This window comes from Enterobacter sp. 186315, from assembly GCF_053290175.1.
In genome coordinates, this window is the sequence record NZ_JBPTTK010000004.1 from 217,853 (window position 1) to 236,678 (window position 18,826).

An 18,826-nucleotide genomic window follows, 5' to 3' on the forward strand; every position below is an offset into this window, starting at 1 on the left:
GGCGTTAACGTTAAACACTTAAGTAAGTCTGATGGAAGAAACGTAAAAAGATAAGCCGCAGATATTGAGGACTTATTCAATAAGCCGCGCGCATAATAGCGCTTCTGGGATGCAGTGAATGGAAATACGATGAGTGATAAAAACATTATTTTGCATATCAAGGATGTAGGCTATCGCGTTGGCGAAAACAGGATCCTTGAACACGTTAACTTTTGCCTTTCGCCGGGTGAGTTCAAGCTGATCACCGGCCCGTCAGGCTGTGGCAAGAGCACGTTACTTAAGATAGTGGCCTCGCTGCTTAGCCCAACGGAGGGTTGCGTGCTGTTTGAGGGCGAGGACGTCAGCGCGCTTTCACCGGAGCGCTATCGCCAGCAGGTCTCGTATTCGGTGCAAACGCCTTCGCTGTTCGGCAACACGGTCTACGACAACCTTATTTTTCCCTGGCAGATCCGCCAGAAAACCCCGGAGCCTGAGAAGTTTATCGACGACCTGGCCCGCTTTGGGCTCTCTCAGGAGACGCTTACCAAAGCCGTTAACGAGCTGTCCGGCGGCGAAAAGCAGCGCGTTTCCCTGATCCGAAACCTTCAGTTTTTACCGAAGGTTCTGCTGCTGGACGAAGTCACCAGCGCGCTGGACGAGCACAACAAGCAGAACGTGAACGAGATAATTCACCGCTACGCGCGCGAGCAAAATATTGCCGTGCTGTGGGTGACGCACGATTCAAACGAAATTAGCCATGCGGATGACGTCATCAGGCTTCAGGTGCAGGGCGGAAAAATGCAGGAGGCAGACCGTGGACGGGCATAACATCACCAACGAATCGCTGGCGTTTTCAATGGTGCTGGTGCTGGTGGCGATTCTGATCAGCTACCGCGAAAAGCTGGGGCTGGAGAAGGATATCGTCTGGAGCATCTGCCGGGCGGTGGTTCAGCTCATTATTGTCGGCTACGTGCTGAAGTACATTTTCAACGTCAACCACGCGGTGTTAACGCTGCTGATGGTTCTGTTTATCTGCTTCAACGCCGCCTGGAACGCGCAAAAGCGCAGTAAGTACATCGATAAGGCGTTTATCTCGTCGTTTATCGCCATTACCACCGGTACGGCGCTCACGCTTACCGTGCTGGTACTTTCTGGCTCTATTGAGTTCGCGCCGATGCAGGTAATCCCGATTTCCGGGATGATCGCCGGGAACGCGATGGTGGCGGTCGGGCTGTGCTACAACAATCTCGGCCAGCGCTTTAGCAGCGAACAGCAGCAGATCCAGGAGAAGCTCAGCCTGGGCGCCACGCCGAAGATGGCCTCAGCCCGGCTTATCCGCGAGAGCATTCGCTCTTCGCTGATCCCAACGGTGGATTCGGCGAAAACGGTCGGGCTGGTAAGCCTGCCGGGAATGATGTCGGGGCTGATTTTTGCGGGGATCGATCCGGTTAAAGCGATTAAGTATCAGATTATGGTGACCTTTATGCTGCTCTCAACGGCGAGCCTGTCGACCATTATTGCCTGCTATTTGACCTATCGGAAGTTCTACAATTCCCGCCATCAGCTGGTGGTGACGCAGTTGAAACAAACGAAATGAAGTGAAGTAGGTTTTGTAGGCCCGGTAAGCGCAAGCGCCACCGGGCTTTTTTATCAATACAACAGCGCGTACAGCTGACGACGGTACTTCGACGCCAGCGCATCACCCGTCCCCAGAGCCGCAAGAATTTCCTGGAACATCTTGCGCGCCTGGCCGTCGGCGGCGGTTAAATCCTTCTTCAGATGGCTGAACAGCAGCTCCAGCGCCTCTTCGTTACGGCCCACCTGATGCAGCTGTAAAGCCAGCTGGCTGGCAAGCGCCGCGTCGTCCGGGTTATCGGCCACCTGCTGCTGCAACTGCTGGATTTCCGGCGTATCCGCCGCCTGCTTCAGCAGCTCAATCTGCGCTACCAGTCCCTGATAGCGGGTGTCCTGATCCTGCATCGGCACGGTTTTCAGCACCGCTTCCGCGTCGTCCGGACGGTGCAGGGCGATCTGGGTTTCCGCCAGCAGTAGGCCAATTTGGCTGTCCTGGTTTGACAGCTGCCAGGCGTCTTTCAGCAGCGGAAGCGCCTCTTCGTATTTGCCTTCCTGCATTAGCGCCGCGGCCTCCTGCGCTTTCAGCTCCTCTTCGCGCGGCAGCACCTTATCCAGCAGGGCGCGAACGGCCTCTTCCGGCTGCGGACCCTGGAAGCCATCAACGGGCTGACCGTTCTGGAACAGATAGACCGTTGGGATCGCGCGCAGGCCAAACTGAGAGGCCACCATCGGCTCGGCGTCGCAGTCCAGCTTCGCCAGAATGAACTGACCGTTGTACTGCGCGGCAAGGCTTTCCAGAACCGGCGTCAGCTGCTGGCAGTGTTGGCTGCGTTCAGACCAGAAGTAGAACAGCACCGGTTTGGTCATCGACTGTTCGAGGGTCTGATGCAGGTTAGCTTCAGTAATGTTTACGATATTCTGTGCGGACATACGTCATTCTCTGTTTATCAGTTTGTTCTTACATGGGGGACAAGCCGCGAGGCTTCAACTCAACCCTGCAAAATTTTGTCCATCATCCGGCCAGGCAGCAGGCGTTTCAGCCAGCCTACCGCGTGAGTCACCAGCGTGACCGGATAACGCATTTTCGGACGATCGCTTTCAAAAGCATGGCGCACTTTGGCGACAACCGCTTCCGGACCGAGGGTAAAACGTGCGGCAATGCCGGGATTTTCAACCGGTTTATCCGCCTGCGTCTGGTTAACATTCTCGGTGAAACGGGTGCGGATTGGGCCAGGCTCAATCAGGCTGACGTTGATCCCGCTGTGGCGCAGCTCCATGCGCAGGGCGTCGGACCAGGCTTCCAGCGCATATTTGCTGGCGGCATAGGCGCCACGGCCCGGCGTGGAGATAAGCCCCATCACGGACGAGGTCATCACGATCCGCCCCTCGCCGTGAGGGAGCATGGCGGGCAGTAAGCGCATGGTGAGCTGATGCACGCCGAAGAAATTGGACGAGAACTGCTGCTCCAGCTGGTCGCGGGAGAGGGTTTGCAGCGGGCCGTAAACGCCGTAGCCCGCATTGTTGAAAAGACCGTATAAACGGTTGTCGGTCAGAGCGATGACCTTATCAGCCGCTTGCTCTACGCTTTCGGGGGAGTCCAGATCCAGCTGCACGCCGGTAAAACCCATCCCGTTCATGCGCTCGACGTCTTCGGGTTTGCGGCAGGCCGCCAGAACCCAAAATCCCTGCCGTTTTAACTCAAGGGCGCTTTCAAGGCCAATTCCGCTGGAACATCCTGTTATTAAGACCGATTTTTGCATAACTTTACCTGTCAGGATCTCAGCTGTTTGACGAGTCGTGTTTAACTAAAGGAGCCAGCCGCGTTGCCATCCAGTCGGCAATAAACGGCTGCGCATCGCGATTGGGGTGAATACCGTCGTCCTGCATCCACTGGGGTTTGAGATAGACCTCTTCCATGAAAAATGGCAGCAGCGGAATATCAAACTCTTTGGCAAGCTTAGGGTAAATCGCGCTAAAGGCTTCATTATACCGACGACCGTAGTTGGCAGGCAGACGAATTTGCATCAGCAGCGGTTTGGCGTTGGCGGCCTTGATGTCCTGCAAAATGGTGCGCAGCGTTTGCTCCGTTTGCTGAGGCTGGAAGCCGCGTAACCCGTCGTTACCGCCCAGCTCCACCAGCACCCAGCGCGGCTGATGCTGTTTGAGCAGGGCAGGCAGGCGCGACAGACCCTGCTGCGAGGTATCGCCGCTGATGCTGGCGTTGATAACGGTCGTTTTGGCCTGCCATTTATCGTTGAGCAGCGCAGGCCACGCGGCGGTGGCCGCCATGCGATAACCCGCGCTCAGGCTGTCGCCCAGAACCAGTAACGTATCCGCCGCTGCCGCGCGGAAGGTCATCAGAATCAAAAAAAGGAAGGGCAAATGCCAGCGGAAAACATTGTTGAAGTTCATCATCTTAAGAAGTCCGTGGGTCAGGGGGAACACCAGCTGTCCATCCTCACCGGAGTTGAACTGGTTGTCAAACGCGCTGAAAGCATTGCGCTGATCGGCGAGTCGGGTTCCGGTAAATCCACGCTGCTGGCGATTTTAGCCGGGCTGGATGACGGCAGCAGCGGCGAGGTGAATCTTGTCGGCAAGCCGCTGCACGCGCTGGACGAAGAGGCGCGCGCCGCCCTGCGCGCCAGACATATCGGCTTTGTTTTTCAGTCCTTCATGCTCATTCCTACGCTTAATGCGCTGGAAAACGTCGAGCTGCCCGGCCTGCTGCGCGGGGAAAATACCCGCGAAAGCCGGGAACATGCCAAAGCGCTGCTGGAACAGCTCGGGCTGGGCAAGCGCCTTGACCATCTCCCGGCGCAGCTTTCCGGCGGCGAGCAGCAGCGCGTGGCGCTGGCGCGCGCGTTCAACGGCCGCCCGGAGGTGCTGTTTGCCGATGAACCGACCGGCAACCTCGATCGCCAGACCGGGGACAAGATCGCCGATCTGCTGTTCTCGCTTAACCGCGAGCACGGCACCACGCTGATTCTGGTGACGCACGATCCGCAGCTTGCCGCCCGCTGCGACCGCCGCCTGCGTCTGGTGAACGGCCTGCTCCAGGAGGAAGCATGATAGCCCGCTGGTTCTGGCGCGAATGGCGCTCGCCTTCGCTGCTGATCGTCTGGCTGGCGCTAAGCCTCGCGGTGGCCTGCGTGCTGGCGCTCGGCAGCATCAGCGATCGCATGGAGAAAGGCTTAAGCCAGCAAAGCCGTGAATTTATGGCCGGTGACCGGGCGCTGCAAAGCTCGCGTACCGTGCCCGCCGCCTGGATTGACGAGGCGCGCAAGCAGGGGCTGAAGGTCGGGGAGCAGATTACGTTCCAGACCATGACCTTTGCCGCCGACACGCCGCAGCTGGCGAGCGTGAAGGCCGTGGATGATATCTACCCGATGTACGGCGAGCTGCAAACCAGCCCGCCGGGGCTGAAGCCCGAGCCCGGCACGGTGCTGCTCGCCCCGCGCCTGATGGCGCTGCTGAACCTGAAAGCGGGCGACAGCATTGACGTCGGGGACGCCACGCTCAAAATTGCAGGGGAGGTGGTGCAGGAGCCGGACTCGGGCTTTAACCCGTTCCAGCTTGCGCCGCGCCTGCTGATGAACACCGCTGACGTGGCGAAAACCAACGCCGTGCAGCCGGGCAGCCGCGTGACCTGGCGCTATAAGTTTGGCGGCACGCCCGCACAGCTCGACGCGTACGAGAAATGGCTGCTGCCGCAGTTAAAACCGGAGCATCGCTGGTACGGGCTGGAGCAGGACGAAGGGGCGCTGGGCAAATCCCTTGAGCGTTCCCAGCAGTTCCTGCTGCTCTCGGCGCTGCTCACCCTGCTGCTGGCCGTGGCGGCCGTCGCGGTGGCGATGGGGCACTACTGCCGCAGCCGCTACGATCTGGTGGCTATCCTCAAAACCCTCGGCGCGGGCAGGGCGCAGCTGCGCAAGCTGATTGTCGGCCAGTGGCTGATGGTGCTGGCGCTGGCGGCGGCGACCGGCGGCGCGATGGGGCTGCTGTTTGAAAAGGCGCTGATGGTGCTGCTAAAACCGGTGCTGCCCGCCGCGCTGCCACCCGCGAGCCTCTGGCCGTGGCTGTGGGCGGTAGGGGCGATGGTGGTGATTTCCCTGCTGGTGGGGCTGCGCCCTTATCGCCTGCTGCTCGCCACGCAGCCGCTGCGCGTTCTGCGTCGCGACGTGGTTGCCAGCGTCTGGCCGCTGAAATATTACCTGCCCGCCATTGTGGCGGTCACGGTCGGGCTGCTTGCCTGGCTGATGGGTGGCAGCACGCTTCTGTGGGCGGTGCTGGCGGGGGCGGTAGTCCTGGCGCTGCTGTGCGGCGTAGTGGGCTGGCTGCTGCTTAACGTGCTGAAAACGCTCACCGTCAAATCGCTGCCGGTGCGCCTGGCGGTGAACCGTCTGCTGCGCCAGCCGTGGTCGACGCTGAGCCAGCTTTCTGCGTTCTCGCTGTCGTTTATGCTGCTGGCGCTGCTGCTGGTGCTGCGCGGCGATCTGCTCGACCGCTGGCAGCAGCAGCTGCCGTCGGAAAGCCCGAACTATTTCCTGATCAACATCGCCCCGGAGCAGGTGACGCCGCTGAAAGCGTTTCTCTCTGAGCACCACATCGTGCCGGAGTCGTTTTACCCGATCGTCCGCGCCCGTCTGACGCAAATCAACGGCCAGTCGACGGAGGGCAATAAAGACGAGTCGCTCAACCGCGAGCTGAACCTGACCTGGCAGGATAAACGCCCGGATCACAATCCGATTGTCGCCGGAACCTGGCCGCCGAAGGCCGGAGAGGTGTCGATAGAGGAGGGGCTGGCGAAGCGTCTGAACATCGGACTGGGAGACAGCGTGACCTTTACCGGCGATACCCAGGACTTCAGCGCTAAAGTGACCAGCCTGCGCAAGGTTGACTGGGAGAGCCTGCGGCCAAACTTCTTCTTTATCTTCCCGACGGGGGCGCTGGACGGGCAGCCGCAGAGCTGGCTGACCAGCTTCCGCTGGGAGAAAGGCAACGGGATGCTGACCCAGCTTAACCGCGAGTTCCCGACCATCAGCCTGCTGGATATCGGCGCGATCCTCAAACAGGTCGGGCAGGTGCTGGAGCAGGTGAGTCGGGCGCTGGAGGTGATGGTGGTGCTGGTAACGATCTGCGGCGTGCTGTTGCTGCTGGCGCAGGTGCAGGTGGGGATGCGCCAGCGCCATCAGGAGCTGGTGGTTTACCGCACGCTCGGCGCGGGCAAGCGGCTGCTGCGCACCACGCTGTGGTGTGAATTCGCCCTCCTCGGGCTGGTGGCGGGGCTGGTGGCGGCCATCGGCGCGGAAACGGCGCTGGCGGTGTTACAGACCAGAGTGTTCGACTTCCCGTGGGAACCTGACTGGCGTCTGTGGATTACGCTGCCAATCTGCGGCGCGGTGCTGCTCTCCCTGTGCGGCGGCTGGCTGGGGACGCGCCTGTTGAAAGGCAAAGCGCTGTTCCGTCAGTTTGTCAGTTAGTTCAATGCCGTGATGATTACGCACCGGTTTATATGCTGGTGCGTAATCACTTAACAGCACAAATCGATAATACCCTCTCTTTTAGTAGCACAAATCATTAAAAACCCGCCCACACAGACTGGTTAATTCCAGTTAATATTTACGCGCTAATTTTTAGCTGCGTGTTTCTCAAGGAAAAATAATGACTATAAAAAAAACAGCGCTGGCGGCAACGATCGGCGCGGCAGTGGCATTAACGTCTTTCGCAACGCAAGCGGAAATCACTGTTCTTAAACAAGATCCTCAGGCGGGCGATCCGCTGAGCCGTTTAAACTTCACCGTTGGCGGCAGTATCCGTCCACAGTTCCAGAACATGACCGGCGATGACGGTAAAAACAGCTACAAGCGCAACGGCTTTGACGGCGGTACCCGTTTCCGTTTCGCGGCTGATTATTACCTGTTTGATGACATCAGCTGGGTGAGCTACTACGAGCTGGGCGTGAACATTCCTGCGCAGTTCAACTGGGATCACCACTACGCTGAAGGCGCACACGACACCTCTCGTCGTATGCTTTATACCGGTCTGAAGAGCGATACCTGGGGTACGCTGACCTTCGGTCAACAGAACAGCGTTTACTATGATGTGGTTGGCGCGAAAACCGATATCTGGGACTACGACATGATTGGTCAGGCTCCAGGTAACGGCATCAACGGCGACTACGACGGCTCTTATCGTTCACGCAAGATGCTGAAATATAAGAAAACCGTGGGCGATGCTGACATTTATGCATCCTACCTGTTTGAAGACAGCGAATACCTGCCGGGCAACGGCCTGCGCTACAAGCGTAAAGGCGGCGGTTCACTGGGTCTGGATTATCACCTGACCACCGACCTGACCTGGGGCGCAGCATGGAACTATACCCGTGCGGACATGCGTAACCCGGACAACGGCGACAGCAAGGCTTATGACCAGAACATCCTCGGTACAGCGCTGAGCTGGACGCCGGATAACTGGACCTTCTCCGCAGGCGGCGGCTGGTATCAGAACTTCCTGACCACCAAAAAAGTGTCCACCAACGACTACTTTGCCGGTGACGCATGGGGTATTGAGTACTTCGCGGGCTACAAATTCCCAATCGGCCAGTATGCGGTTAAATCCATCCAGCCTTACTTCATGGGCGATCGCATCGAGTACGTGAACGGTCGTAACTACCAGCGTATCGACAACGGCGTGGGTATCAGCTTCCAGCTGGACTACGGCTTCCGTGTGGATTACGAGCACGTGTTCACGTCAAGCACCGACAACCTGGGCGACATGAACCTGGTGCGTCTGCGCTACGACTTCTAAGCCGTTATGTTGGGTGCGGTCTGATGCCCTCACCCTGACCCTCTCCCGCGGGGAGAGGGAACAAACATTAAAAACGGCAACCTGGGTTGCCGTTTTGCTTTTACCTCACCACCCGGCTTTTTTTCAGCGATTAAGCCAGTCGGCGACCTCGCCGTACGTCCCGCGATACACAATCTTCTCCGCCTTTTTCTCCAGCTGATAGCCGTACATCGGGTCGTAATAGTCTTCCAGAAGCGGCGCAAGCCAGCTGAAGTGCGCGTCGGTGCTGCCGGTGCGCCGCTGATCTGCGAGCGAGGAATCTAACAGCGCGGTGAACTCCGCATACCGTTGCAGCCCCAGACGGCGGCGGATGGCGTACAGGCCGTGGTGCAGATACTCGCTGTACTCTTTCCAGCCTGCTTCCTCGCCGTACGCGGCGGAAAAATCCGCCCACATATGGTCGAAATACTCCTCGCGCAGGCGTTCAAGGCGGATATCAAACGGATCCTCGACAACCACAATCGGGGCCTCAACCATGCGGTCGCGCAGGCACTCCGGCAGGTGGTTGGAGCCGATCATCCGGCCTTCGTCTTCCAGCACCCAGCGCGCCGCGTCTTTTTTCAACAGCTCGACGGCAAGGTGGTTTTCAAAGCTCGCCTGGGAAAGCTGCGGCGTCAGCGTGCGGCCAAACGACGAGCCGCGATGGTGCGCCAGCCCTTCCAGATCCACGCCCTGAGCGTGCTGTTTCACCAGCAGCGTCTTGCCGCTGCCCGTGCAGCCGCCAATCAACACCATCGGCTTTTGCACCTGTTCCTCGGTGGCGCGCATCGCCGCCTGGCGCAGCATCTTATAGCCGCCTTTAACCAGCGGATATTCAACGCCCGCCGCTTTCAGCCAGGCCTGGGTGATGTGCGAGCGCTGGCCGCCGCGGGCGCAGCAGAGATAGCCGTCCGGATGTTGCAGACACGCATCGCGCCAGGCAGCGATCCGATCCTCACGGGTCTGGCCGTTCACCAGGCTGTGACCGAGCGCCAGCGCGGCCTCTGGCCCCTGGCGTTTATAGCAGGTGCCCACGGCGGCGCGTTCGTCGTCGTTCATCAGCGGCAGGTTAAGGGCGGCGGGCATCGCGCCCTGTGCAAATTCGATCGGCGCGCGAACGTCGATTAAAGGGGTATCGGACGCGAGGATCGCGCGATAGTCCGTTCCATCGTTCATGGTTATTCCAGAAGAAAACTAAGCAGCAATGGGCGGGATTGTACGCCGGGGAAAGGGGAGGTCAACTCCCCGGCGGAAGGCGGGCTATTTAAGCTTTGACTGCGCCCAGACAATACCGCTCGCGTATTCTGGCGGCAGCAGCGGCACGATGGCCTCCAGCGTGGCGCTCAGGCGGTCGGTATCGGTGTCGTTCAGGTTGAGATGACCCACCTTACGACCCGGCCGCACCTCTTTGTCGTACCAGTGCAGATGCACCAGCGGCAGCTTCAGCCAGGCGTAGTTCAGATCGGTGCCGATCAGGTTGATCATCACCGACGGGCTGTTCACCACCGGCTGCGGCAGCGGCAGGTCGGTAATGGCGCGCAGGTGCAGCTCGAACTGGCTAATGGACGCGCCGTTCTGGGTCCAGTGGCCGCTGTTGTGTACGCGCGGCGCCAGCTCGTTGATCAGCAGCCCGGCAGGGGTGACAAAGCACTCCATCGCCATCACGCCTACGTAACCGAGTTCATGCATGATGGCAGAGAGCATCTCTTCCGCCTGCGCCTGCTGCCCGGCATTGGCCTGCGGGAAGGCGACGCTGGTGCGCAGAATGCCGTCCTGATGCAGGTTGTGGGTCAGCGGATAGAACACGGTGCTGCCGTCGTGCGCGCATGCGCCCACCAGCGACACTTCACCGCTAAAGTTAATGCCCTGCTCGACGATGCACTCGCCGTAGCAGTCGTCCGGCAGTTCTGCGATTTCGTTCTCACGCAGGCGCCACTGGCCGCGACCGTCGTAACCGCCCACGCGGCGTTTGACGATAGCCAGCTCGCCCAGCATGGCGAAGACGTCATTCCACTCGCTTTTATCGGACAGGAGCTGCCACGGGGCGGTCGGCAGACCGAGCTTATCGAACAGCTGCTTTTGCGTCAGGCGGTCGGCAATGATTGGGAAAACGTCGCGGTTCACAAAGGCGTTATGACGCGCCAGCTCGCGGGTCAGCGCGGTTTCCGGCCAGCGTTCGATTTCGGCGGTGATGACGCTCTGGTGAAACGGCACGGCTTCCGGCTCCGCGTCCAGCCCGACGGGCCAGACGGCAATGCCCAGCGGCTCGCCGGCCTGGCGCAGCATCCGGCCTAACTGACCGTTACCGAGGACGCAAACCTGCTTCATGCCTCACCTCGCGGATCCGGGTTATCCAGCACCTCGTCGGTCTGGGCTTTACGCCAGTCCGCCAGACGCTGATGCAGTTCGCTATCGTGGGTGGCCAGAATTTGCGCGGCGAGCAGCGCGGCGTTGGCGGCACCGGCTTTGCCGATCGCCAGCGTACCGACGGGAATACCGCGCGGCATCTGAACAATAGAGTAGAGGCTGTCGACACCGCTCAGCGCGGCGCTCTGTACCGGTACGCCCAGTACCGGCACCAGCGTTTTGGCGGCAATCATGCCAGGCAGATGTGCTGCGCCGCCCGCGCCCGCGATAATCACCTCGTAGCCGTTCTCTTCGGCGCTTTCGGCGAAGCTGAACAGCTTATCGGGAGTGCGGTGTGCAGAAACCACTTCAACGTGGTGCGGAACATTCAGGATTTCGAAGATTTCGGCGGCGAACTGCATGGTAGCCCAGTCGCTTTTGGACCCCATCACGATGGCGACACGCGCCGGATTATTGCGGGAAGACATGCGTCTTAAAACTCCTGTGGTGCGAAACACACTGCTTTCGAGGGCACAGAGAATAGCATGTAATACCGGCAAGGAAAACGGTTGCGCGGTTAAAACTTAAGCCGTTGGCGACCAACTTACATAACAAAACAGACCGCATTTGGGCGGTCTGTTTAGCGGGGTTTTACTGAAGATTACCTGCGGTCAGGTTCTTTTTATCGAAGGCGTGTCCGACGTCAATATGGTTCACCATGCTGGTGTCGAGATTTGAACCCGCTTCCGGGGTGGCGACGTGTTTCTCTGCCGCCATCGCGCCCGTTGACAGGACAGCCGTCAGAAGCAGGGCGCTCGCGATGCTGATATTTTTCATTCTCTTTTCCTTCTTCATCATCTTGTCGCTGTCGCGCGTCTGTTTCCTGGCGGCACGGCAATCAGGGGATTATTTAGTCAGTTCGGCAGTCATGTGAACGCGGTTGTTGAACTGCGCGCTGGTGATTTTATAAGACGCACCTTCCTGCGCTGCCTGGGCCGCGATTTTGGCTTCTGCGCGGTCAAGGGTGGACGCTGTTGCGCTCACGCTTTGAGCGAAAGAACCGAAAGAGATCAGAGACAGAGCGGCAACTGCAACGAAAGTTTTGATGGATTTCATGGTCGTATTCCTTAAGTGGTTTGTCTTGGGTAGGGCGTGTTGCCCTGATGTGATAAATAATAGACCCACCACGGACTGATTAAAATCGAAACAATTTGCCGATATCGTTCAAAAAATTAGAATGAATATTGCGCGGGATATTCAGAAGGGAAAGGCGATGAGCTCGACGTTTTCAGGCGTGATTTTGATCATCGATCCTTCGCTGTGCCACGCGCCCAGAACCACGCGATGCGCGGGCTCGCCGTTGGCCGTCAGGCTGTGAACGTCGGGTCGATGGGTGTGACCGTGGAGCAGCCACTGGACGCGGTGCTTTTCCATGACGTTCACCACCGCCTGCGGGTTAACGTCCATGATGGACATCGATTTGCTGCTGTTGGCGGCTTTGCTGCCCGCGCGCATCTTCGCGGCGATACGATTGCGGATAAACAGCGGCAGGGCCAGGAACAGCGTCTGGATCCACGGCGTGTGGACTTTGGCGCGAAACGCCAGGTAGCCGGTATCGTCGGTGCAGAGCGTGTCGCCGTGCATGATCAGCACCTTGCGGCCATAGAGGTCGAGCACCTGTTCTTCCGGCAGCAGCGTCATGCCGCTTTCGCGAGCGTAGCGCTTGCCGAGCAGGAAATCGCGGTTGCCGTGAATGAAGTAGCAGGGGACGCCGGAATCCGTGAGCGCCTTCAGGGCGGCGGCGATGTCACGGTGAAGCGGAATGGGATCGTCATCGCCGATCCAGGCTTCAAAGAGGTCGCCGAGAATGTAGAGCGCGTCGGCGCTTTTCGCTTCACCGCGTAAAAAACGCAGAAAACCGGCGGTGATCGCCGGTTCTTCTGTTTGCAGATGCAGATCCGCAATAAAGAGTGTCGCCACGAATTACTCGCTGACGGTCACGCTTGTAATCACAACGTCTTCTTTAGGAACGTCCTGGTGCATACCGCTGCGGCCGGTAGAAACGGCTTTGATCTTGTCAACCACGTCCATGCCTTCAACCACTTCTGCGAATACGCAGTAGCCCCAACCTTGCAGGCTTTCGCCGGAGAAGTTCAGGAAGTCGTTGTCAGCCACGTTGATGAAGAACTGCGCGGTTGCAGAGTGAGGCGCCTGAGTACGGGCCATTGCCAGCGTACCACGGGTGTTTTTCAGACCGTTGTTGGCTTCGTTTTTGATCGCTTCTTTCGTTTCTTTCTGGTTCATGCCAGGTTCGAAACCGCCGCCCTGGATCATAAAGCCATTGATCACACGGTGGAAGATGGTGTTGTTGTAGAAACCTTCGCGGCAGTAGTCCAGGAAGTTTTTAACTGTTTCAGGCGCTTTGTCATCAAAGGTCTTGATTACGATATCGCCATGATTAGTGTGGAAAGTAACCATTTTTGCATCCTGTTCCGTTATTGTGGTGCGTCGACCCGCATTTGGGTCACATATAGGGGCTTGTTATAGCATAACCACAGGATGCGATCACCTTGCATTGTGTGCTGCTTCGGGTTTGAATTACGGGTAGAATACCCGGTTTTCGTCCACACACGTGTTTACATGGAATCTTCGATGTTAAAAATCTTTAATACAATGACGCGCCAGAAAGAGGAATTTAAACCTATCCATGCCGGGGAAGTCGGCATGTACGTGTGTGGTATTACGGTTTACGATCTCTGTCATATCGGCCATGGCCGTACCTTTGTGGCGTTTGACGTGGTGTCCCGCTACCTGCGTTTTCTGGGCTACAACCTGAAGTACGTGCGCAACATCACCGATATCGACGACAAAATTATCAAGCGCGCTAATGAAAACGGCGAAAGCTTTGTCGCGCTGGTGGACCGTATGATCGTTGAGATGCACAAGGATTTTGACGCCCTCAACATTCTGCGTCCGGATAGCGAGCCGCGCGCGACCCACCATATTCATGAAATTATCGACATCACCGAAAAGCTGATCGAACGCGGTCACGCCTACGTGGCGGACAACGGCGACGTAATGTTCTCCGTGCCGACCGATCCGGCCTACGGCAAGCTCTCGCGTCAGGATCTGGACCAGCTCCAGGCCGGCGCGCGCGTTGACGTGGTTGACGTGAAGCGTAACCCGATGGACTTCGTGCTGTGGAAGATGTCGAAAGAGGGCGAGCCAAGCTGGCCATCCCCGTGGGGCGAAGGGCGTCCGGGCTGGCACATTGAGTGCTCGGCGATGAACTGCAAACAGCTGGGTAAACATTTCGATATTCACGGCGGCGGTTCAGATCTGATGTTCCCGCACCACGAAAACGAAATCGCCCAGTCCACCTGCGCCCACGGCGGCGAGTACGTTAACTACTGGATGCACTCCGGCATGGTGATGGTTGACCGCGAGAAGATGTCTAAATCGCTGGGCAACTTCTTTACCGTGCGCGACGTGCTGAAGTACTACGACGCGGAAACCGTGCGCTACTTCCTGATGTCCGGACACTATCGCAGCCAGCTGAACTACAGCGAAGAGAACCTGAAGCAGGCGCGCTCTGCGCTGGAGCGTCTGTACACCGCGCTGCGCGGCACCGACAAGTCCGTGGCAGCGGCGGGTGGCGACGCCTTCGAAGCGCGCTTTGTTGAGGTGATGAACGACGATTTCAACACCCCGGAAGCCTACTCCGTACTGTTCGACATGGCGCGTGAAGTGAACCGCCTGAAGTCAGAAGATATGGCGGCGGCCAACGCGCTGGCGTCGCATCTGCGTAAACTCTCTTCCGTGCTCGGCCTGCTGGAGCAGGAGCCGGACGTGTTCCTGCAAAGCGGTGCGCAGGCGGACGACGGCGAAGTGGCGGAGATTGAAGCGTTGATTAAGGCGCGTCTGGAAGCGCGTCAGGCGAAAGACTGGGCGGCGGCCGATGCGGCGCGTAACCGTCTTACCGAGATGGGCATTATTCTGGAAGATGGCCCGCAGGGCACGACCTGGCGTCGTAAGTAAGATTGTCCCGCCCGGTGGCGCTTACGCTTACCGGGCCTACAACATCACGAACGTAGGCCGGGTAAGGCGTAGCCGCCACCCGGCTTTTTTCTGCGCAGAATTACAACGATTCTACGGGCTGCCAGACGCAGACCCGCTCCCCCAGATTCCGATGCTCACATTCAGGTATTTCCCGGCTGTAGCGGGCCATAAAATGAATGAGGCTATCGCCACTGTTTAACCCCACTTTCCCCTCTTTTAACAGCTCTGTTGGCTGATCGTCAGTAAACACATTGCGGGTAAAAAGCCTGGCCCCTAAGCGTTCAGCGGTGCTGACGCTGACGATGGAGGGCTGGTAGCCCTGATCCAATAGCCAGCGGCGAGCATCGTTACGCGACCAGAGGTTTCCATCATTTGCGCGAGCAAATACCTCAAGCATCCAGCCGTTCGAATTCTGGTACACCCCGGAGAAAGGCCATGCGACAAGATTGTAACGGCGGCTGTGGAAGAGGTTCAGCTTTATCGGGCTGTTCATGAGCGTCTGTAATGCCGCGCCGAGTGCGGGATGGGGCCGCAATATCGCAATCTGTGGGTTCACCAGATCGTCTGCCAAAAACTCATACAATCCTTGCACGAAGAGCGAAGAATCTGCGGTGCCGCAGAGATTCAGGCTGTGATAAACCCGCCAGCTATTATTTGCCTGCTTCAGGGCATAACCTGCATGTGACCAGGTTAAATTGCGGCTGGACATATCCTGCCCCTGGCGAACCAGGATCGCGACTGGCTCAGGTTGGCTATTTAATGCCTCTTTTAGCTGTTGAGCCTGATGCATTACGGTTGCTACCACCTCAGGGGCGTTGTCTGTAGGATGACAATCCGCGCTATAAGCATACGCGTTGAGCGAAGCGCTACTCAGCCAGGCGGCCAGTAAAAGCCGCTTCATTTTGCAGGTAGGGGTTGGTTATCAGAGAGCGATGAATCTTCCTGATTAACCATATGGCTCAGCACTTTTCCGTCTTTTTTCAGATATGCACCTGTGCCATCTGGGGTCTTCTCAAGCATCAGGGTGTCACCTTTCTTGAGCTTGCCCTCTTCAGCGACGGTCAGTGGCACTGCCAATTTAATCTCCTTCCGATCGGGGGTGACGGCGGTGAGTACCGCTGTTTTCTGCGTTTGGTTTTTTTCGACGGATTTCATAACAAGCGTGATGGGCAAAACGACAGGGGACAGGATAATACCGCTGACTAAAGCCGAAGCGCCAATGCTGGCAATGCCAGAGGAGAGGGCATAGATCGAAGCAGACGAGGCATCCCGGCTATGACTCGCGCTGGAAAACGTCAGCAACGCCAGCATGGCGGCAAATACCGATTTACGCATAATAATTCCCTTTATTGTTTTGGTCTCGAAGCACGGAAATATAGCAGAGCGCCGCAGAATTCAGGACCGGGCGTAATTCCGATTTACGCCGACTCCCGCGCAATCAGCTGCCCTGACAGCGTAATGCGCTGGGTTTCCAGCCCCGGCTCTTTCAGCTTGCGGATAATCAGCCCGGCGGCCTGACGCCCGGTTTCTTCACTGGCGGATGAAACGTAGGTGAACGAGGGGGAGGTGAGGTTGACGTGCAGCATATCTTCAAAGCCGACCAGCGCGACCTGCTGGGTTAAAAATACATCTTTGCCGACGGTGCGCCCCACCTGATGAATGCCGGAGATTGAGCCGATCATTGCATCGGGGGAGTGGCAGAGCAGGGCGGTAATGGTGTTGTTTTTGTCCAGCAGCTGGCGCGTGATAGCCCCTGCCGCCTGGGTATCGTCGCTACAGGCCGGGGCGGACTCTTCCCGATTCACCAGCCCGTACTGCGCCATCGCGCTGCGAAAGCCGAGCAGGCGCTGTTCGCGGATAAGACAGCCTTCCCGTCCGCCAATGTAGGCGATGTTGCGGTGGCCTCGCTCAATCAGATAGCGGGTGGCGAGACTCGCCGCCTGGCGGTTATCCCGCATCACCAGATTGCACGGCTCATTGAGCAGCGACTGGGAGACCACCACCAGCGGCAGCGGGCAGTCGCGGATTTGCGCGGGCAGGGTAGAGGTGCGGGTGTCCGAGGCCAGATAAACCACCCCGGCGACGCCCTGCTGTTTAAACGACAGCAGGGTGCGCTCAAGATGTTCATGGTCGTTTAGCGGCTGGCCGAGAAAAACCATAAATCCCTGTTTTTCCAGCTCCTGAACGATGCTCGCCATCACTTTGATGGAGAAGCTGTCGCTGAAATCACGCAGGATCAGGCCGATAAGGTTGGAGGTGTTGGCGCGAAGATTGGCGGCAGCGGTATTGTGGACATAGCCAAGCGCATTGATGGCAGCATGAACTTTCTCAATCGTCGCCTCTGAGATTTTCCCTTTCTGGCGCAGGACCAGCGACACGGTGGAGACCGACACGCCCGCCTGCTTTGCGACATCAATAATGCTGACTTTCTTCAAAACCGCTCCCTGTAATGTGCTGATTATCAGCCAGATAAAACACGTCCTCCAGAGTACAGAAGACGTGTCTTTCAGGCATCTTATTATTTGCCGATCATGGTGGACATGGTCTGGGCGATAAACTGTGCTCTGGCACCGAAAATCACCTGAATCCCCTTGTCACCGACGAAGACCACGCCGCGCGCGCCGAGTCCGTTAAGGCCGTCTTTATCCACCTCGTCGCTTTTCGCTACTTCAAGACGCAGACGGGTGATGCAGGAGCCCACGGAGTCGATATTCTGCGCGCCGCCCAGCAGGCCGATGATTTCCGTCGCAAGCTCAGTGTCGGTCTTATCGTTGGCGTTGGCGGTCACTTCGGTGCGGCCCGGCGTTTTCACGTCGAAGCGGCGGATCACTAAGCGGAAGGTGAAGTAGTAAATCAACGCCATCGGAATACCGATGATAATGGCGCTCAGGAAGTTGGTCTGATAGCCGTTAAACGACGGCAGGATGCCGAATGACAGGTAGTCGATAAAGCCCGCCGAGAAGGATTTGGCGATATGCGCATGGAGCAGGTACATGGTCATGTACGCCAGGCCCGCCATGATGGCGTTAAAGATATAAAGAATTGGGGCGACGAAGATAAAGGTGAACTCCACCGGCTCGGTGATCCCGGTCAGGAAGCAGGTCAGCGCCGCAGAGAACAGAATACCGGCCGCGATTTTTTTGTTCCTGGTGTGCGCCTCGTGGTACATCGCGAGGCAGGCCGCAGGCAGCGCGAACAGCATCAGCGGGAACTCACCCTGCATGAACTTACCGGCATTCTGGTAGGTATCGCTGCTGAAGGATTTCACCCCTTCTTCCAGCATCTTGAACCAGATGGTCTGGTCGCCGTGGATCACCTGGCCCGCCTGGGTGGTGTAATCCCCGAATGAATACCAGAAAGAGGGATACCAGATATGGTGCAGGCCGAGCGGGATCAGCGCGCGTTCAACAAGACCAAAGATAAAGGTCGATGCCGCCTGGTTATCGCCGTTGACCACCACGGACAGCGCGTCGATGCCGGACTGAATATGCTGCCAGACGTAGGGCAGCAGCAGGCCGAGCACGAACGACAGAAACGCGGTGGCGATGGCGACAAAGCGCTTACCGGAGAAGAAGCCGAGGAATTCCGGCAGCTGCATGGTGTGGAAGCGGTTGTAGCACCAGGCGGCGAGGATGCCGCAGATCAGGCCGCCGAAGACGCCCATCTGCAAGGTCGGGATGCCGACCACCATCGCGTATTTCCCGCCCTGGGACGCCATCTCCGGCGTGATGCTCAGCACCGTGCTGATGGTAATGTTGGTGACGAACACCGAGACCGCCGCCGACAGCGCGGCAATGCCGGACTCCGACGCCAGACCCACGGCGGAGCCAATGGCGAACAGCATTGGCAGGTTATCAAAGATCACCCCGCCCGCGTTCATCATCAGCGGCAGGTGGAATTTATCGCCGAAGGCCAAAAGCAGACCGGCGGCGGGAAGCAGTGAGATTGGCAGCATTAAGGCGCGGCCAATCATCGATAACTTAGACAACGATTTAACAAACCCTGATATCAGACTCATGCTGACTTCCCCCGAGAAGCGCTT

General features: G+C 58.1%; 20 protein-coding genes. 6 read left to right on the plus strand and 14 right to left on the minus strand.

Annotated features, from left to right (window positions below):
• Nucleotides 1-129 precede the first annotated feature (129 nt).
• Nucleotides 130-807, plus strand: a complete 678-nt coding sequence (fetA, locus tag ACSVHP_RS06900; RefSeq protein WP_447551382.1) for an iron efflux ABC transporter ATP-binding subunit FetA — start codon at nt 130-132, stop codon at nt 805-807.
• Nucleotides 794-1,576, plus strand: a complete 783-nt coding sequence (fetB, locus tag ACSVHP_RS06905) for an iron efflux ABC transporter permease subunit FetB (RefSeq protein ID WP_234674904.1) — start codon at nt 794-796, stop codon at nt 1,574-1,576. Before fetA ends, fetB begins: the two co-directional genes overlap by 14 nt.
• A 53-nt stretch (nt 1,577-1,629) precedes the next feature.
• Here the strand turns inward: fetB and ACSVHP_RS06910 are convergent, their stop codons facing one another.
• From ACSVHP_RS06910 to tesA, 3 genes are read right to left on the minus strand one after another with little or no spacing between them, the layout of a single operon-like run.
• Complete coding sequence (locus tag ACSVHP_RS06910) at nt 1,630-2,484, minus strand: tetratricopeptide repeat protein (RefSeq protein ID WP_447551383.1); 855 nt, start codon at nt 2,482-2,484, stop codon at nt 1,630-1,632.
• Between the two features lie 59 nt (nt 2,485-2,543).
• Complete coding sequence (locus ACSVHP_RS06915; RefSeq protein WP_234674906.1) at nt 2,544-3,314, minus strand: SDR family oxidoreductase; 771 nt, start codon at nt 3,312-3,314, stop codon at nt 2,544-2,546.
• 19 nt (nt 3,315-3,333) lie between these two features.
• Nucleotides 3,334-3,969, minus strand: a complete 636-nt coding sequence (gene tesA, locus ACSVHP_RS06920) for a multifunctional acyl-CoA thioesterase I/protease I/lysophospholipase L1 (protein ID WP_234674907.1) — start codon at nt 3,967-3,969, stop codon at nt 3,334-3,336.
• On the opposite strand from tesA, the gene ybbA reads away from it, so the two are divergent.
• From ybbA to ACSVHP_RS06935, 3 genes are all read left to right on the plus strand, one after another.
• Entirely contained in the window at nt 3,937-4,623 is a 687-nt protein-coding gene (ybbA, locus tag ACSVHP_RS06925; RefSeq protein ID WP_234674908.1) for a putative ABC transporter ATP-binding protein YbbA, read from the plus strand. The two genes, tesA and ybbA, sit on opposite strands and share 33 nt — an antisense overlap.
• Nucleotides 4,620-7,034 carry a putative ABC transporter permease subunit YbbP gene (gene ybbP / locus ACSVHP_RS06930; RefSeq protein ID WP_447551385.1) on the plus strand — a complete coding sequence of 805 codons (2,415 nt, stop codon included), beginning with the start codon at nt 4,620-4,622 and terminating at the stop codon, nt 7,032-7,034. The genes ybbA and ybbP overlap by 4 nt, the downstream gene beginning before the upstream one ends.
• Nucleotides 7,035-7,215: 181 nt before the next feature.
• A complete protein-coding gene (locus ACSVHP_RS06935; RefSeq protein ID WP_234674910.1) occupies nt 7,216-8,361 on the plus strand; it encodes a porin in 1,146 nt (381 codons plus the stop codon).
• Between the two features lie 123 nt (nt 8,362-8,484).
• Here ACSVHP_RS06935 and mnmH read toward each other — a convergent pair whose 3' ends face one another.
• The 7 genes from mnmH to ppiB form a co-directional block, all read right to left on the minus strand.
• Nucleotides 8,485-9,555: a tRNA 2-selenouridine(34) synthase MnmH gene (gene mnmH / locus ACSVHP_RS06940; RefSeq protein WP_447551387.1), complete on the minus strand. Its 1,071-nt coding sequence runs from the start codon at nt 9,553-9,555 to the stop codon at nt 8,485-8,487.
• An 84-nt stretch (nt 9,556-9,639) separates the two neighbouring features.
• Nucleotides 9,640-10,707 carry a 5-(carboxyamino)imidazole ribonucleotide synthase gene (gene purK, locus ACSVHP_RS06945; RefSeq protein WP_447551388.1) on the minus strand — a complete coding sequence of 356 codons (1,068 nt, stop codon included), beginning with the start codon at nt 10,705-10,707 and terminating at the stop codon, nt 9,640-9,642.
• Complete coding sequence (gene purE, locus ACSVHP_RS06950; protein ID WP_234674913.1) at nt 10,704-11,213, minus strand: 5-(carboxyamino)imidazole ribonucleotide mutase; 510 nt, start codon at nt 11,211-11,213, stop codon at nt 10,704-10,706. Before purE ends, purK begins: the two co-directional genes overlap by 4 nt.
• 163 nt (nt 11,214-11,376) lie before the next feature.
• Nucleotides 11,377-11,562, minus strand: a complete 186-nt coding sequence (locus ACSVHP_RS06955) for a hypothetical protein (RefSeq protein ID WP_234674914.1) — start codon at nt 11,560-11,562, stop codon at nt 11,377-11,379.
• A gap of 69 nt (nt 11,563-11,631) precedes the next feature.
• Nucleotides 11,632-11,841, minus strand: a complete 210-nt coding sequence (locus ACSVHP_RS06960) for a YdgH/BhsA/McbA-like domain containing protein (protein ID WP_234674915.1) — start codon at nt 11,839-11,841, stop codon at nt 11,632-11,634.
• Between the two features lie 141 nt (nt 11,842-11,982).
• A complete protein-coding gene (gene lpxH / locus ACSVHP_RS06965) occupies nt 11,983-12,705 on the minus strand; it encodes a UDP-2,3-diacylglucosamine diphosphatase (RefSeq protein ID WP_447551389.1) in 723 nt (240 codons plus the stop codon).
• A gap of 3 nt (nt 12,706-12,708) precedes the next feature.
• Complete coding sequence (gene ppiB / locus ACSVHP_RS06970) at nt 12,709-13,203, minus strand: peptidylprolyl isomerase B (RefSeq protein WP_010428247.1); 495 nt, start codon at nt 13,201-13,203, stop codon at nt 12,709-12,711.
• 174 nt (nt 13,204-13,377) lie between these two features.
• Between ppiB and cysS the strand changes: the two genes are divergently transcribed.
• Nucleotides 13,378-14,763 carry a cysteine--tRNA ligase gene (gene cysS, locus ACSVHP_RS06975; protein ID WP_234674917.1) on the plus strand — a complete coding sequence of 462 codons (1,386 nt, stop codon included), beginning with the start codon at nt 13,378-13,380 and terminating at the stop codon, nt 14,761-14,763.
• Between the two features lie 100 nt (nt 14,764-14,863).
• Here the strand turns inward: cysS and ACSVHP_RS06980 are convergent, their stop codons facing one another.
• From ACSVHP_RS06980 to ACSVHP_RS06995, 4 genes are all read right to left on the minus strand, one after another.
• Nucleotides 14,864-15,685: a DUF2145 domain-containing protein gene (locus ACSVHP_RS06980; RefSeq protein WP_447551390.1), complete on the minus strand. Its 822-nt coding sequence runs from the start codon at nt 15,683-15,685 to the stop codon at nt 14,864-14,866.
• Entirely contained in the window at nt 15,682-16,119 is a 438-nt protein-coding gene (locus ACSVHP_RS06985; protein ID WP_447551392.1) for an STM0539 family protein, read from the minus strand. Before ACSVHP_RS06985 ends, ACSVHP_RS06980 begins: the two co-directional genes overlap by 4 nt.
• An 83-nt stretch (nt 16,120-16,202) precedes the next feature.
• Entirely contained in the window at nt 16,203-17,219 is a 1,017-nt protein-coding gene (gene malI / locus ACSVHP_RS06990; protein ID WP_447551393.1) for a Mal regulon transcriptional regulator MalI, read from the minus strand.
• A gap of 83 nt (nt 17,220-17,302) precedes the next feature.
• On the minus strand, nt 17,303-18,802 hold the full coding sequence (locus tag ACSVHP_RS06995; RefSeq protein WP_447551394.1) for a PTS transporter subunit EIIC: 1,500 nt from the start codon (nt 18,800-18,802) through the stop codon (nt 17,303-17,305).
• Between the last annotated feature and the right edge of the window lie 24 nt (nt 18,803-18,826).

Excerpts from the sequence above, each read along its gene's own strand:
- ACSVHP_RS06960 (WP_234674915.1), bottom strand. The coding sequence starts at position 11,841 with ATGAAATCCATCAAAACTTTCGTTGCAGTTGCCGCTCTGTCTCTGATC.
- tesA (WP_234674907.1), bottom strand. The coding sequence starts at position 3,969 with ATGATGAACTTCAACAATGTTTTCCGCTGGCATTTGCCCTTCCTTTTT.
- purE (WP_234674913.1), bottom strand. The coding sequence starts at position 11,213 with ATGTCTTCCCGCAATAATCCGGCGCGTGTCGCCATCGTGATGGGGTCC.
- ACSVHP_RS06935 (WP_234674910.1), top strand. The coding sequence starts at position 7,216 with ATGACTATAAAAAAAACAGCGCTGGCGGCAACGATCGGCGCGGCAGTG.
- ACSVHP_RS06910 (WP_447551383.1), bottom strand. The coding sequence starts at position 2,484 with ATGTCCGCACAGAATATCGTAAACATTACTGAAGCTAACCTGCATCAG.
- ACSVHP_RS06980 (WP_447551390.1), bottom strand. The coding sequence starts at position 15,685 with ATGAAGCGGCTTTTACTGGCCGCCTGGCTGAGTAGCGCTTCGCTCAAC.
- purK (WP_447551388.1), bottom strand. The coding sequence starts at position 10,707 with ATGAAGCAGGTTTGCGTCCTCGGTAACGGTCAGTTAGGCCGGATGCTG.
- cysS (WP_234674917.1), top strand. The coding sequence starts at position 13,378 with ATGTTAAAAATCTTTAATACAATGACGCGCCAGAAAGAGGAATTTAAA.
- mnmH (WP_447551387.1), bottom strand. The coding sequence starts at position 9,555 with ATGAACGATGGAACGGACTATCGCGCGATCCTCGCGTCCGATACCCCT.
- ACSVHP_RS06995 (WP_447551394.1), bottom strand. The coding sequence starts at position 18,802 with ATGAGTCTGATATCAGGGTTTGTTAAATCGTTGTCTAAGTTATCGATG.
- ybbA (WP_234674908.1), top strand. The coding sequence starts at position 3,937 with ATGCCAGCGGAAAACATTGTTGAAGTTCATCATCTTAAGAAGTCCGTG.
- ACSVHP_RS06955 (WP_234674914.1), bottom strand. The coding sequence starts at position 11,562 with ATGAAAAATATCAGCATCGCGAGCGCCCTGCTTCTGACGGCTGTCCTG.
- ppiB (WP_010428247.1), bottom strand. The coding sequence starts at position 13,203 with ATGGTTACTTTCCACACTAATCATGGCGATATCGTAATCAAGACCTTT.
- ACSVHP_RS06915 (WP_234674906.1), bottom strand. The coding sequence starts at position 3,314 with ATGCAAAAATCGGTCTTAATAACAGGATGTTCCAGCGGAATTGGCCTT.
- fetA (WP_447551382.1), top strand. The coding sequence starts at position 130 with ATGAGTGATAAAAACATTATTTTGCATATCAAGGATGTAGGCTATCGC.
- ybbP (WP_447551385.1), top strand. The coding sequence starts at position 4,620 with ATGATAGCCCGCTGGTTCTGGCGCGAATGGCGCTCGCCTTCGCTGCTG.
- ACSVHP_RS06985 (WP_447551392.1), bottom strand. The coding sequence starts at position 16,119 with ATGCGTAAATCGGTATTTGCCGCCATGCTGGCGTTGCTGACGTTTTCC.